This is a genomic window from Spirochaeta dissipatitropha (assembly GCF_054657935.1).
Window position 1 is genome coordinate 130,892 of record NZ_BAAHXT010000008.1, and the last position, 14,316, is coordinate 145,207.

The following is a 14,316-nucleotide window of genomic DNA, read 5'->3' on the forward strand; positions in this document are numbered from 1 at the left end:
CTGTACTATCTTTCATATATGGAAATGAATCAAACATGGCACAGTATGGAACAGGATGAGGTCCTGAAGCATCTCGATGTAGATGCCGGACAGGGTCTGAATCAGGAAACAGTACAGTCGAGACTGGAGGAATACGGACCTAATCGATTGCCGGAGAGGAAGGGCAGGGGGCCGCTCATGCGCTTCCTGCTGCAGTTCCACAACGTCCTTATCTATCTTCTGCTGGGGGCAGCTCTCATTGCTGGCTTCATGGGAGAGTGGATCGAGACAGCGGTTATCCTGGCAGTGGTTCTGGTCAACGTACTGGTCAGTTTTGTGCAGGAGGGCAAAGCGGAGAAAGCCCTTGAAGGCATCAAGAATATGCTGTCGCTTGAGGCCCTGGTAATCCGTGGCGGGAAGCGCCAGACAATCGACTCTGCTGATCTGGTGCCCGGGGACATCGTGCTTGTAAAATCCGGGGACAAGATACCGGCTGATATGCGTTTTACCGAGATCAAGAATCTACGGGTCGAAGAATCGCCTTTGACCGGGGAATCAGAAGAGGTCAGCAAGGAAACCGATATAGTGGCCGAGGATGCAGTTCTTGGCGACCGCCTGAATATGGGTTTTTCCGGTACAACCGTAACCTACGGCGAGGCAAAGGGCGTGGTCATTGCCACCGGAGAGCAGGCAGAAATTGGACGCATCAATACCATGATCTCCGATGTCGAGGAGAAAACAACACCGCTGCTGCAGAAGATCGATCATTTCGGGAAGCTGCTTTCGCTGGTAATTCTGTTGATTGCAGGGGGGTTTTTTGCCTTCGGGCTGCTCGTACGCGGCTATGAACTGGACGAAATGTTTCTGGCGGCCATTTCGATTGTAGTAGCCTCCATTCCGGAGGGGCTGCCGGCAATCCTTACTATTACCCTGGCGGTCGGTGTACAGCGCATGGCTAAACGGCACGCCATAATCCGCAGACTCCCATCCGTCGAAACCCTCGGTGCGGTCAGCGTAATCTGTTCGGACAAGACCGGCACCCTGACCCGCAATGAAATGACAGTCAAAGAGGTTCTGGTCCCGGATGCCCTCTACCTGGTTGAAGGCACTGGATATTCACCCGAGGGCACAATTAAAACTGAGAATAAAGAAGAACTGGATCCTGAAGATCATCCCGTACTGCAGCGCCTGCTTCAGTGCGCAAAGGCCTGTAACAATGCCAGTATATCAGAAGACAGCGAGTCTTCCGGGGGCTGGAAACTTGAGGGCAGTCCAACCGAGGGTGCGCTCGTTGCCCTGGCAGGTAAAGGGGGGCTGCTTGATTTTGACCCCGAACGAATCGACAGTATACCCTTCGAGTCAGAACATAAATACATGGCCACCCTGAATCAGATTAAGGATGAAAGACTGATTTTTCTGAAAGGGGCCCCTGAGCGGGTTATCGAACGCTGCCGGGAAGAACTGGGGCCGGACGGCCCGCGGGAAATCGACCGTGATGAATGGAAGAACCGGATGGACGAGACCGCCGGCCGCGGACACCGGGTTATTGCCTGCGCCTACCGAAAGGCAGACAATGAGGATAGCATCGATCATGACAGTCTCGGTGAGGACTTTGTACTGATTGGATTGACCGGCATTATCGATCCCCCGCGAGATGAAGTAATCGCAGCTATCGAGGAGGCAAAGGAAGCTGGAATCAGAGTGATCATGATTACCGGTGACCATTCGGTAACGGCAACGGCCATAGCCGGGCAGCTCGGAATAGACGTCGAGGCTGGTGCGGTCAGCGGATCAGAGCTTTCAGCCATGAGCGATGATGAGATTCTTGAGGCCGTCATGAAGCACAGCGTCTTCGTCCGAACCAGCCCGGAACACAAGCTGAAACTGGTGGAAGCCCTGCAGAAACAGAACCTGCTCTGCGGTATGACCGGTGACGGGGTGAACGATGCCCCGGCCCTCAAACGGGCCGATATCGGCATAGCAATGGGAATAAAAGGTACCGAGGTCACCAAGGAAGCCGCTGAAATGGTGCTTACAGATGACAACTTTGCTTCCATAATCCATGCCGTCGAGGAAGGGCGGACTATTTACGATAACATAAAGAAGACGATACTCTTTCTGCTGCCGGCCAATGGTGCCGAAGCCATGGTCATTATTGCAGCCCTGCTTCTGGGAATGACCCTGCCGATCAGCCCCGTGCAGATCCTCTGGGTAAACATGGTCTCCGCTGTTACCCTCGCTCTGGCCCTAACCGTGGAACCGATGGAGCAAGCGGTGATGAAGAAAGCGCCGCGGGCGCATGACGAGCCGATACTTGGCCCCGAGTTTCTCTGGCGCGTGGTGTTCATGTCAGTGTTGAGCGGAGGCATGAGTCTTGGTGCATTTACCCTGGTGTATCATATGGAACTATTCGGCGGTGAGCTTGCAACAGCCCGTACCCTGGCCGTGAATATGCTGGTCATCGCCCACACCTTCTATCTTTTCAGTGTGCGCCGCCTGCATGGCCCCAGCCTGACCAGGAACATCTTCAACAACCGCCTGTCGTTTCTGCTTATCGCTGTGCTGCTTGGCCTGCAGCTCGGCTTTACCTATCTGCCCTTCATGCAGACCCTGTTCGGAACAGCATTGCTTCCGGCTGCTGCCTGGCTTATGCTCGCCGCTGCCGGAGCCGCAGTTTTCTGCATAGTAGAAATAGAGAAGGCAATTACGCGCAGATTGATTCGCTGACAGCAATTCAAGATGTGCGCCTGTACATGGAAGGTTGTGCTGTAAAAAATCAAAAATCTCTATGTCTCGTGTGAGTGTCTACACCAACATGGCAGATCTGCCATGTTGGTGTATGTGCTTCCAATTCGATTAGAGATTTTTGACATGCAAACACATTGTCTTGAGCTATGTGCTGGCGCACATCTTGAATTGCTGATTCGCTGAACAGGCAGATCCGCATTAACATGATGCAAAGATAATCCTGTATTCAATCATATAATCAAAGTGCATCAAGAGAATGCTGCGAAACACAGCAAAGTTCCTGTAGACGCCTCTAAATCCTCCCGCTTACGATGAACTTAAGGTTTTCGGAGTATGGAAATTTTCCAGGGAGGAAAAAGATGAAAAAAATGAGTATTCTGCTTTTAGTGTTGCTGAGCATTTTGCTGACGGCATGTACTGAAGATGCGCCAGATGTAGGGGATTATGCGCATCTCTCGGGGACTGTAGAGGTTCTGCACTGGTGGACATCTGGTGGAGAAGCGGCCGCAGTTGCGGAGCTCAAGTCAATGCTGCAGCAGCAGGGCCACTCCTGGGTTGATTTCGCAGTTGCAGGCGGCGGTGGTGATGCGGCTATGACAGCTCTGCGCTCACGTGCGGTTGCTGGTAATCCTCCAACAGCAGCCCAGGTAAAAGGACCGCAGATTCAGGATTGGGCGGTCGAAGGATTCTTAGCCAACCTGAATACGATTGCGGATGCTGATCAGTGGGATGCCTTCATACCGGAAGTGCTGGCTGATATCATGAAATTCGAAGGGCATTATGTCGCTGTACCGGTAAATGTGCACCGGACTAACTGGATGTGGGTAAACCCCGAGGTAATGGACGCAGCAGGAGTCGAAATTCCAGGGACATGGGCTGAGTTTGAGCGTGCTGCCCGGCAGATACAGCAGGCCGGTTTTATTCCTGTGGCATGGGGCGGTCAGGATTGGCAGGAAGCAACCGTTTTCGAGGCGATTGTGGCAGGCGTCGGCGGTACCGATTTCTACATTGATACAATGGTCAAAGCGGATCTTGAGGCTATTAACAGTCCCAAAATGATCGAGATATTTGACACCCTCCGTATGGTTCATAGCTATACAGATCCTGGCGCGCCAGGCCGGGACTGGAATCTTGCTACCTCAATGATTATTGAAGGCGATGCCGCCATGCAGATCATGGGAGACTGGGCAAAGGGTGAATTTGCAGCTGCCGGTCAAGAGCCTGGAGTTGATTATATTGCAGTACCTGTGCCGCAAACCCAACATCAGTTTCTGTTCAATGTGGACAGCTTCATTATGTTTAATGTTCGCGATCCGTCCGCATTATCAGCACAAAGAGCAATGGCCCAGCAGATTCTTGAACCTGAGTTCCAGGAAATCTTCAACATCAACAAGGGTTCAATTCCTGTCCGCACCGATATGTCTCCCGATCCCTTTGATGGACCTGCCAGGGATTCCATGAGAGATTTTGCGGCTTCGGCAGAAAGTGGTGACCTGGTTCCGAGTATGGCGCATGAAATGGCCGTCTCACGTGCAGTACGAGGAGCAATGCTGGATACCGTTACCGCATTTGTTAACTCAAATATGAGTTCAGCTGATGCTGCACAGGCGATGGCAAGGGCGGTTCGCGGTGCGCTTTAAACGGAACTACAGTAAGGACGGCCTGGCTCCCAGGATTACGCTGGTGCCGACATTTGCGATAGTAATGGTATTTTTCTACGGCTTCATACTCTGGACCATATGGCTGTCCTTGACGGATTCAAGGATGCTCCCGAGATATGATATTGTCGGGATAAGGCAGTACATCAGTCTGTTTCTTGAGCAGCCGCGCTGGATTGTGGCGATGCGGAATCTGGTAATCTTTACCACATTGTTTACTGCATCATGTATTGTCATCGGCCTGGTTCTGGCAATTCTACTCGACCAGAAAGTGCGTGCTTCGCGGCTGCTGCAGACGGTGTACCTGTACCCAATGGCATTGTCGTTTATTGTAACCGGAACAATCTGGAAATGGATCCTGAATCCATCCCTGGGCATCGAGCGGCTGGTCCGCTCGCTCGGGTTCAGTGATTTTACGTTCCGCTGGCTCGTGGACTCGAACCTTGCAATCTACATGATTGTTCTGGCAGCCGTATGGCAGTCCTCAGGCTATATCGTATGCCTTTTTCTGGCCGGTCTGCGCAGTCACGATACATCAATTCTGCAGGCAGCCCAGGTCGATGGGGCATCTCTCCCGGTCATATACTGGTCAATACTTATACCGGCCCTGCGGCCGGTAATTCTCAGTTCACTGGTAATTCTGGTTCACTTATCCATTAAAACCTTTGACCTGGTAATGGTGCTCACCCAGGGCGGCCCGGGAAACGCAACCGACATGCCTTCCACCTTTATGTACGATTTTTCATTCCGCTACGACCGCCTGGCGATGGGAGCCGCCAGCTCGGTCGTAATGCTGGTTATGGTTATGATTGTAGTGGTTCCGTATCTCGTTTCTTCATTGAGGAGTACCCGCGATGTCTAATTATGCAGTGCAGAGCAAAGCCTTCGCTATAAAGCGATCACCTCATCCTGAGCAGATAATCTACCGCGTGTTGATATATACTGCATTGATTACTGTTGCGTTCATGTTCATTATTCCCTTTCTGATTATGCTCAACACATCCGTGAAAACACTCGCTGACATTCGCAGCGGGACACTTGTTTCACTGCCGTCCGAGTTGACCTTTGCAGCATGGGAAAAAGCCTGGAACATATTGCATCGTTATTTTCTGAACTCGGTATCTATGGTAGTCCCTGCCGTATTTCTATCAACAATGATTGGATCGGTGAATGGGTATGTATTTGCAAAGTGGCGGTTCAAGGGTAGCGATGGCCTCTTTATTATGCTTCTCTTTGGCTGTTTTATACCCTTTCAGGTAATTTTGCTGCCGATGTCACGGACCCTCGGGGCGATGGGACTGGCACAGAGCGTTCAGGGACTGGTCTTTGTTCACGTAGTATATGGCATTCCCTTCACGACACTGTTTTTCCGTAATTACTATGTCACTGTACCCGATGAGTTGATGAACTCGGCCAAGCTCGATGGAGCAGGCTTTCTCCGGATTTTTCTGCAGATACTCCTGCCGATCTCCGGTCCGATCTTTGTCGTAGCAGTTATCTGGCAAACAACACAGATATGGAATGACTTTCTCTTTGGTGTTTCATTCTCGGGCAGTGCCAGCCAGCCGATAACAGTCGCGTTGAATAATCTGGTAAATACCAGTACCGGCGTAAAGGAATATAATGTTGATATGGCAGGAGCAATAATCGCTGGATTACCCACGCTTTTTATCTATGTCGTATCCGGTAAATATTTCATACGTGGTTTGACTGCTGGCTCACTTGCGAACTAGACTGATTGCAGCCGAGGAAACTACACTTCCTTATATTTCTCATACACACCGAGAATATCCGGCAGAACAGCTTCCATGGCCTTGATCACCTTCGGGCAGAAGTGCCGGCCGGTTTCCTCGCGGATAACCTTGAGCGCGCGCTCGACCGGCCATGCTTCCTTGTATGGCCGGCGGCTGGTCAGAGCATCGAATACGTCTGCAGCGGCAATGATCCGGCCGGATAAAGGAATGTTCTCTCCTGCCAGTCCCTGCGGGTAGCCGCTGCCGTCAAATTTCTCGTGATGGGTCTCGACCAGCTCGATTGCGGTCTTCATGAGGTTCATATCCAGGACTCTGCTAATTCCAGCGCTTATCCCCTTGATTACCGAAACCCCCATATCGACGTGACTGCGCATGACCGCAAATTCGTCCTTTGTCAGGGGCCCGGGTTTCAGGAGAATGCTGTCCGGAATACCGACCTTGCCGATGTCATGCAGGGGAGCGAACCACATAATCTCACGGACAAAGCGGGCCGGCTGTTCACCGGGATTCTGCTGCAGGTATTCCCTGGCGATCAGGTGCGAATAACGAGTCATTCGCAGGATATGCAGTGATGTCTCGTTGTCCTTCTTCTCCATGAGCCGGACAAAGGCTTCGGAGGTTTCTGCAAGAAGTTGCTGCAGCAGATGCTGATAATACAATGACTGCTTGTAGATCTGGACGAGATGATACACTGCCGCGAGGTGCTCAGCATTGAAGCGCCTGGGGCTGGTACTGGACAGAAACAGGAAGCCGATACAAGTATCATTGAATATGAGCGGGACTGTAAGACTTGAGCGCATGCCTTCTTCCAGCAGTAATTCGGTAGCCCGGGATTGATTGACCTCGCGGTAATGGCTCTCAAGGTCAGTAATAATCCTTCCTCTTCTGCTGCTGACCAGCTTTCCGAGGCTAGTGCCGTCTATTCCTTCCACAAAGCCTGCTTCGAGCAGTATGGGTTTCTGTGAGCTGATGGCACTTTCGGCAATTACATCTCCACTGCGGTCGAGAAAAGCCAGTGCAATGCGTTCAAAACTTACGATAGGTTCAATAAGCTGCTTGAGCGCTGGCAGAAAATCCTCCAGCGTAATACTTGGAATATTCTCACTCAGCTCCCGTTCCTGGAAGATTACCTTTTCAAGGGAATCGATTATGCCCTTGAACCGTGCCTCCTCCTGCCAGCCCGGCAGGCGCATCTTTGCTGCTGATTCATCGTGCATAATTATGCCATGGAGATGATCACTGCCAGAAATAATGTAGCGGAATGAATCAAGAACGAATTTCCTGAAATATAGCGCCAGTGTCATGATGACAAGGATCAGGATAAAGCCGGTAACAGTCAGAGCAATCGAGTAATAATACACCTTGTTGCGGACTTCCTGGTATACATTCGCTCCAGCACGGGCAATATTGCCCAGTTCACTGATAGCCTGCTGAAGATCATCCGGACTGTAGGGGAGTTCAGGTGGTCTCGGCTGCTGAAGATGTCCTATGTGGCGTTTCTGCTCCTGCATGACATTTCCCAGGTTTTCAAACCTTGCAGCAAGCTCGGCTTCAATAATAGGGCAATCGACCAAATCTCCCTTGTCTGTAAAATCTGCTCTCAACTGATTTATATAGCTTATAGCACTGTTTACCGTATTCAGGAGAATGCGTTGATTATCACCGGCGCGTATGCCTTCAAGACCAAGGAACAGATATGCTCCCCCGAAAAGTCCGAGGACCAGTACAAGGAGAATTCCACCCTGAATGATTCTGTTCATTCGATGAATAAAGCTTTTCATGTACTTTCATATTCTAATTGATCGATGGCCAGTTGTACAGGAATGTTGCTATACTGTTTACATGAATCAGAAAAGAAATGCCCTGGTCACCGGGGCAAATTCGGGCCTTGGCAAGGCCATTACTGCCGGACTGGCTGCGGAGGGCCTGCATGTTGTCATGATGTGCAGGAATGCAGAGCGCGGTGAGGCTGCCCGGCAGGATATACTTGCGCAGCAGCCGGACGCAGCAATCAGTCTTATGATCTGTGACCTTTCCTCGCTTGAGGATATACGGCGATTTTCCATGGACTTTTGTGAGGGGCATGGATCTCTGGATATTCTGGTGAACAATGCCGGTCTTATTACTCCCCGGCGTCAGGAAAGTCGCGATGGCTATGAGTTGCAGTTTGCCGTGAATCATCTCGGACATTTCCTGCTGACGAATCTGCTACTGGACAGCCTGAAAAAGAGCAAGCTGAAAAAAGGCAGCATCGCGAGAATTATAAACATCTCCTCCGGCGCACATAAAATCGGTAGAATTCATTTTGAGGATATTAATCTCGAAAATAAATACCGGCTGTGGCAGTCATATGCCCAGTCAAAACTGGCAAATCTTCTCTTTACCCTTGAATTAGCCCAGCGTCTTGAGGACACTGGTGCTGAGGTGTATGCGGTGCACCCGGGCGCAGTTGCCTCACAGATGGGGGTAAATCGGGAGACCGGCTTCGGTGCTGGAATCATGCGCATGCTGAAGCCTTTCTTTCAGTCGCCTGAAGAGGCGGCGGCTACCGCTTTATTCCTTGCGACAGCTCCGCAGACAGGGGCCGAAAGCGGGACATACTGGTATCGTATGAAACAGGTGAAGCCGGGATCGCAAGCCCTGAATACTGACACAGCCCAGCGGCTCTGGAAAATAAGTGAGGAGATGATACATGAAATACTGGATCGTTGATGTATTCGGCAGAGAAAAGTACAGTGGAAATCAGCTGGCCGTAGTGCTGGCAGATGCTCCAATCAGTACTGCAGAAATGCAGCGTATTGCTCAGGAGTTTCACTTTTCAGAAACCAGCTTTATCTTCCCGCAGGCATCCCGGCCTGCGCAGAGCGGCGAAATCTCCCGCTGGAAGGTCAGGATTTTTACCCCCGAAAACGAGGTGCCCTTCGCTGGTCACCCGACCCTGGGAACTGCCTGGCTTATCCGACAGGAGCTGGCAGTGGGACAGCCGACCAGAATCGAGCTTGATCTTGCCGCTGGTATAATTCCGGTTGATTTCGATGATTCCTCGAAGCTGCAGTGGATGCGCCAGATTGAACCCGTCTTCGGTGCCGTTCATGATCCGGCTGCTGCTGCCTCGCTGTGCGGACTGGAACCTGAGGATATTCTGCCTGACTACCCCGTGCAGGTCGTCTCCACCGGGCTTGAGTTTCTCATTATTCCAGTCCGGAGCCTGGATCGGATGAAACAGGCGTCGGGCAATGCTGCCGAAATGAAGGCGTATTTCGGCTCGGGCGGAATGCTGCCGATTCTGCTGTTCTGCCCCGAGACCTACGAAGCCGGAAACTCTGTGAACTGCCGTATGTTCGCTGATCTTTTCGGAATTCCTGAAGATCCTGCAACCGGAAGCGCCAACGGCTGTCTGGCGGCCTATCTCTACAAGCACACATTTTTCGGAAAGGGACCCCTGGATATCCGTTCCGAACAGGGCTATGAAATAGACAGAAAATCGATTTTGCATCTGCGTGCCAAGGATGATCAGGGCCGTATCGCCGTTCATGTCGGGGGCAAGGTCTTTCCGGTCGCTGAGGGACGACTGTTGTCGGATGCCCCAAAAAACCACTCAGATGCAATACACAGCCGAAAAGTATTCGAAGAACTGAAGTCCAGGGTTCTCGATAACCGTACATTAATCCAGACTGAAGGCAGAAAAACCGAGAGTCTGAACGGAATATGGAATTTTACAATTGATCAGTATGCGACCAGTATTCGTGCCAGGTGGTATGCTGAAGTTCATGAGCATGACGGTTTTGCAATTCCCCCTGATTATGATTTTGAGGCCTGGGAAGAGGTTCAGGTTCCTTCCTGCTGGAATACCCAAAAACCGGAGTACTTTTGGTATGAAGGTGTGGGGGTGTATACCAGGAAATTCAGTTGCCATGTCGTTCAGGATGAGCGCATTTTTCTGCATTTTGATGGCATTCAGTACAAGGGCTTTGTCTTTCTGAACAAGCAGTATCTTGGTTTTCATGAAGGCGGGTCTACTCCCTTTTCTGTTGAGATTACGGAGTATGTACAGCAAGACAACAGAATATTGGTCGTGGTAGACAACAGCAGAGCGGATGATCAGGTGCCAATGTCGAACACCGACTGGTTCAACTATGGAGGACTGTACCGTGATGTCCAGCTTGTCCGGGTTCCCCGAACCTTCCTGCGATCTGCAGCGCTGTCCCTGGCACCTGGCTCCAACGACCAGTTGCAGCTGCTTGTGGAGTTGGATGGGGAAGTTTTGAATCAAGCGGTGCAGGTTGAAATTCCCGAGCTTGGTATCTCCCGCAGTTTCCATGCAGAGGCAGGTAAGGTCCAGGCTGTTTTCGATGCAGATCCGGAACTATGGACCCCGGAAAATCCCCGGCTGTACCGGGTTGTCTTCTCTACCCCGGATGACCGGATCGAGGAGCATATAGGATTTCGTCGGATAGAAGTCCGCGGCAGAGAGGTTCTGTTGAATGGAAAACCCGTCTTTTTCAGAGGAGTATCCTGTCATGAGGACAGCCTCCGGGGAGGAAAGTACCTCAGTCCGGAGGAAATCCGCCAGGACATGATGACGGCCAGAGAGCTTGGTTGTAACTACATGCGGCTGGCTCATTACCCTCATTCCCGACACGCAGCCAGAATCGCCGATGAGCTGGGACTTATGCTCTGGTCAGAGATTCCGGTGTACTGGAACATAGATTTCGGAAATTCTGTCAGCCTGGAAAATGCATCAAATCAGCTGAAGGAGATGATTCTCCGCGACAGAAACCGTGCCAGCATCGTAATCTGGTCAGTGGGGAACGAGAATCCTGACAGCGATGAACGGCTGCATTTTATGAAGACCCTCGCAGAGCTTGCCCGGGAACTTGACCCGACACGGTTGGTTTCCGCGGCCTGTCTGGGGAATCATGTAGATAACCGGATTGAGGACAGGCTGACTGAATATCTGGATATAATCGGGGTGAATGAATACTACGGCTGGTATGATCCGGACTACCGCAAGCTTCCTGCCTTCTTCCTGAACAGTCAGCCCGATAAACCTGTATTCGTCTGTGAGTTCGGCGGCGGAGCTCTGGCTGGACACCGTGGTTCACGTGATGACTTCTTCACCGAAGACCGGCAGCAGCATATATATGAAACACAGCTCTCGATTCTGGGCAGCACCCCATATGTGCAGGGCATTTCCCCCTGGATACTCCATGATTTTCGCTGTCCCCGGCGCACAAATCGTTATCAGAAGGGTTACAACCGCAAGGGATTGCTGGCCGAGGATAAAAAGACCCGAAAACTGGCCTTTTTTACCCTTCAGGATTTTTATCGCAAACTTGCTGGCTCACAGACCCCGGATATTTCCGGCAGCTTATGAAATTGAACTGGTTTTCACAGCTGGTACTGTCAATCTGTTTTCTTCGAAATTTTCTGGGGCTGAGACCGAAGAGGTGTTCCATGAATAAGAAGAGATGAGTCAGGGAGGATAGGGTTTTTAGTGATTTCAGCGTGAGTTCCGCTTTCGTTGGGTGACATCTGAGGTTGACGAAGGTACATGTATCCCGTACACTTAAACAGTTGCTTAATTGTTATATTGTAAGGAGGCCAGAGCATGCCGGAATCTATTTCTCATGATAAAAGAAACAGCGACATCTGTACCGAATACAGTTTGAGCTGCACGGAGCATGAAGCGGATCTGCGGGGTGCACTGCTGGAGGTCTCCGGGCTTTCCGAGCTTTTCCGGGCTCTTGCAGATGAGACACGTACGAAGATTCTCTACCTGCTTTCGCAGCAGGAGCTATGTGTCTGCGATCTCTCGTATCTGCTGGATATGAGCCTTCCTGCAATATCTCACCATCTACGGCTGCTCAGGACTATGAGACTGGTTCGAGCACGGCGCGATGGTAAGCAGATGTTCTATACACTGGATGATGATCATGTGCTTTCCTTAATCCAGGTCGCCCGCGAGCATTATATCGACGGAAGGTAGACCATGCCGAATCAAACTGAAATGAAGAAATACCGGATACAAGGTCTGGACTGCGCACAGTGCGCCAATAATCTTGAAGTAGCCTTGCAAAAACTCAATGGATTCGAGGGCTCAAGCGTGAGTTTTGCAACAGAAGCAATTCTTATTCCCGCGGACAGACTGGAGGAAGCACGTGCAGAGCTATCAGCTGTTGAACCGGGTGTAAGGATTCTTGATACTGAACAGGCCCAACAGATCGACCGGCAGAACAAGGCCGGTCTTTCAGATGGCGCTGATACCGCGAACAGGCAGCGCAGGATCTGGCATGTTGCTCGTATTGTTCTGGCCATGATACTGGCAGGTATTGGTCTCGTGTACCGACAACACCTCCACGCTACCGCATTTCACAGTGCAGAGTACCTGGTTTTCCTGACTGCATATCTTCTGGTTGGAGCACCGGTTTTGCTGAGTGCAGCGAGAAATATCCGACGCGGCCGGGTCTTTGACGAAATGTTTCTCATGACGGTAGCAACCCTTGGAGCGATACTGATTCATGAACTGGCAGAGGCAGTCGCGGTCATGCTCTTCTATTCTGTCGGTGAATACGTGCAGGATATAGCGGTGGGCAGATCTCGCAGATCAATCTCTGCCTTGATGGATCTACGCCCGGACTCGGCGCGTCTGGTCAGCAGCAATGGCTTGATTGAGCTGTCCCCTGAATCGATAGAAATTGGTGCGGTGCTGGAGGTGCGGCCCGGAGAAAGAGTTCCTCTCGATGGAGAGATCATTCAAGGTGAGTCCCTGGTGAATACCTCGGCACTTACCGGTGAATCTGTTCCGCGTTCGGTATCCACAGGAGACAGCGTGCTTTCCGGATTTGTGAATGATTCTGCTACGATTCGGATTCGGGTGACCAAGCCCTATGCTGAATCATCGGTTGCCCGCATTCTTGAACTCGTGGAAGATGCCGCAGCGAGAAAAGCCCCTACCGAAAAGTTCATTTCCCGCTTCGCTGCAGTCTATACTCCGATTATGGTAGCTATCGCTGCTGCTATTGCCTTTTTGCCGCCACTTCTTCTGCCCGGAGCCGTTCTGGGTGATTGGGTCTATCGGGCTCTGGTGGTGCTTGTCATCTCCTGCCCCTGCGCACTGGTGATTTCTGTGCCCCTGGGCTATTTCGGAGGAATCGGCGGGGCTTCCCGGAGAGGTATTCTCATAAAGGGAGCGAACTACATCGACACCCTGAAGGATGTCACCACAATTGTATTAGACAAGACCGGCACCCTTACCAAGGGTGTTTTCCAGGTAAGCCAGACCGTCCCGCGGAACGGCTTTGATGCCGGGGAGCTATTGAGGCTTGCGGCCACTGCCGAGGCCCACTCAAGTCACCCGATCGCACGGTCAATACGTGGAGCCTATGGACAAAGCCTGGAAGCAGTGGATGACATGGAGGTGAGAGAGGAGAAGGGCTATGGTGTTATTGCCCGGGTCGGCAATCAGGAGATAATGCTGGGCAGTGATCGCCTGCTGCACCGTGAAAACATTGAGCACTCAGACTGTGAAATACCCGGTACAGTTGTGTATGTCGTTATTGACCGGGTATATGCAGGTTATATAGTCATAACAGACGAGTTGAAAGCAGAGGCTGCTGAAGCCATTGCCGATCTCCATACACTCGGGATAAAGCAGGTGCTTATGCTCACTGGTGACAACTCAAATGTTGCCCGTCAGGTGGCTGAGGCTGCCGGAGTCGATTCCTGGTATGCCGAGCTTTTACCCGAAGAAAAAGTTGCGAAGCTGGAAGAGCTGAGCACTCAACTGCCCAAAGGCGAGCGCCTGGCATTCGTAGGGGATGGAATCAACGACGCCCCGGTTCTCATGCGTGCCGATGTCGGTATTGCAATGGGGGCACTCGGCTCCGATGCAGCAATCGAGGCCGCAGACGTGGTTCTTATGGATGATAAGCTGGACGGAATTGCTTCTGCAATTCGTGTCGCACAGCACACACGCATGGTCGTAATGCAGAATATTTCCCTGGCACTGCTGGTGAAAGCGGGGTTTCTGGCTCTCGGAGCCTTCGGCGTCGCCAGCATGTGGGAAGCGGTCATAGCCGATGTAGGAGTCGCCCTGCTGGCGGTCCTCAACGCTACCCGGACTCTGCGCTACTCGAGGCGCTTTTAAGAACGGGTAGACGGTCTTGTTTATACTG

At 51.6% G+C, this 14,316-nt stretch carries 9 protein-coding genes; 8 read left to right on the forward strand and 1 reads right to left on the reverse strand.

Going from position 1 to position 14,316, the window contains the following annotated elements:
* Nucleotides 1–18 precede the first annotated feature (18 nt).
* The 4 genes from ACYQ2L_RS11235 (at nucleotide 19) to ACYQ2L_RS11250 (ending at nucleotide 6,118) form a co-directional block, all read left to right on the forward strand.
* Nucleotides 19–2,706, forward strand: a complete 2,688-nt coding sequence (locus tag ACYQ2L_RS11235; RefSeq protein ID WP_460055526.1) for an HAD-IC family P-type ATPase — start codon at nucleotides 19–21, stop codon at nucleotides 2,704–2,706.
* A gap of 380 nt (nucleotides 2,707–3,086) precedes the next feature.
* Nucleotides 3,087–4,367: an ABC transporter substrate-binding protein gene (locus ACYQ2L_RS11240; RefSeq protein ID WP_460055531.1), complete on the forward strand. Its 1,281-nt coding sequence runs from the start codon at nucleotides 3,087–3,089 to the stop codon at nucleotides 4,365–4,367.
* A complete protein-coding gene (locus ACYQ2L_RS11245; RefSeq protein ID WP_460055534.1) occupies nucleotides 4,357–5,247 on the forward strand; it encodes a carbohydrate ABC transporter permease in 891 nt (296 codons plus the stop codon). Before ACYQ2L_RS11240 ends, ACYQ2L_RS11245 begins: the two co-directional genes overlap by 11 nt.
* A complete protein-coding gene (locus ACYQ2L_RS11250; protein WP_460055537.1) occupies nucleotides 5,240–6,118 on the forward strand; it encodes a carbohydrate ABC transporter permease in 879 nt (292 codons plus the stop codon). The genes ACYQ2L_RS11245 and ACYQ2L_RS11250 overlap by 8 nt, the downstream gene beginning before the upstream one ends.
* A gap of 20 nt (nucleotides 6,119–6,138) precedes the next feature.
* Here ACYQ2L_RS11250 and ACYQ2L_RS11255 read toward each other — a convergent pair whose 3' ends face one another.
* On the reverse strand, nucleotides 6,139–7,920 hold the full coding sequence (locus tag ACYQ2L_RS11255; RefSeq protein ID WP_460055541.1) for an HD-GYP domain-containing protein: 1,782 nt from the start codon (nucleotides 7,918–7,920) through the stop codon (nucleotides 6,139–6,141).
* A 61-nt stretch (nucleotides 7,921–7,981) separates the two neighbouring features.
* On the opposite strand from ACYQ2L_RS11255, the gene ACYQ2L_RS11260 reads away from it, so the two are divergent.
* The 4 genes from ACYQ2L_RS11260 to ACYQ2L_RS11275 all read left to right on the forward strand — a co-directional run bounded on the left by ACYQ2L_RS11260 (nucleotide 7,982) and on the right by ACYQ2L_RS11275 (nucleotide 14,288).
* Nucleotides 7,982–8,851, forward strand: a complete 870-nt coding sequence (locus tag ACYQ2L_RS11260; protein ID WP_460055544.1) for an SDR family NAD(P)-dependent oxidoreductase — start codon at nucleotides 7,982–7,984, stop codon at nucleotides 8,849–8,851.
* Nucleotides 8,832–11,516 carry a PhzF family phenazine biosynthesis isomerase gene (locus ACYQ2L_RS11265; RefSeq protein ID WP_460055548.1) on the forward strand — a complete coding sequence of 895 codons (2,685 nt, stop codon included), beginning with the start codon at nucleotides 8,832–8,834 and terminating at the stop codon, nucleotides 11,514–11,516. Before ACYQ2L_RS11260 ends, ACYQ2L_RS11265 begins: the two co-directional genes overlap by 20 nt.
* 234 nt (nucleotides 11,517–11,750) lie before the next feature.
* Nucleotides 11,751–12,128: an ArsR/SmtB family transcription factor gene (locus ACYQ2L_RS11270; protein WP_460055551.1), complete on the forward strand. Its 378-nt coding sequence runs from the start codon at nucleotides 11,751–11,753 to the stop codon at nucleotides 12,126–12,128.
* 3 nt (nucleotides 12,129–12,131) lie between these two features.
* Entirely contained in the window at nucleotides 12,132–14,288 is a 2,157-nt protein-coding gene (locus ACYQ2L_RS11275) for a heavy metal translocating P-type ATPase (protein ID WP_460055554.1), read from the forward strand.
* The last annotated feature ends 28 nt before the right edge of the window (nucleotides 14,289–14,316 follow it).

Bases quoted from the DNA above. Each gene is read 5' to 3' on its own strand.
- ACYQ2L_RS11235 (WP_460055526.1), top strand. From the start codon at position 19: ATGGAAATGAATCAAACATGGCACAGTATGGAACAGGATGAGGTCCTG.
- ACYQ2L_RS11240 (WP_460055531.1), top strand. From the start codon at position 3,087: ATGAAAAAAATGAGTATTCTGCTTTTAGTGTTGCTGAGCATTTTGCTG.
- ACYQ2L_RS11250 (WP_460055537.1), top strand. From the start codon at position 5,240: ATGTCTAATTATGCAGTGCAGAGCAAAGCCTTCGCTATAAAGCGATCA.
- ACYQ2L_RS11255 (WP_460055541.1), bottom strand. From the start codon at position 7,920: ATGAAAAGCTTTATTCATCGAATGAACAGAATCATTCAGGGTGGAATT.
- ACYQ2L_RS11260 (WP_460055544.1), top strand. From the start codon at position 7,982: ATGAATCAGAAAAGAAATGCCCTGGTCACCGGGGCAAATTCGGGCCTT.
- ACYQ2L_RS11265 (WP_460055548.1), top strand. From the start codon at position 8,832: ATGAAATACTGGATCGTTGATGTATTCGGCAGAGAAAAGTACAGTGGA.
- ACYQ2L_RS11270 (WP_460055551.1), top strand. From the start codon at position 11,751: ATGCCGGAATCTATTTCTCATGATAAAAGAAACAGCGACATCTGTACC.
- ACYQ2L_RS11275 (WP_460055554.1), top strand. From the start codon at position 12,132: ATGCCGAATCAAACTGAAATGAAGAAATACCGGATACAAGGTCTGGAC.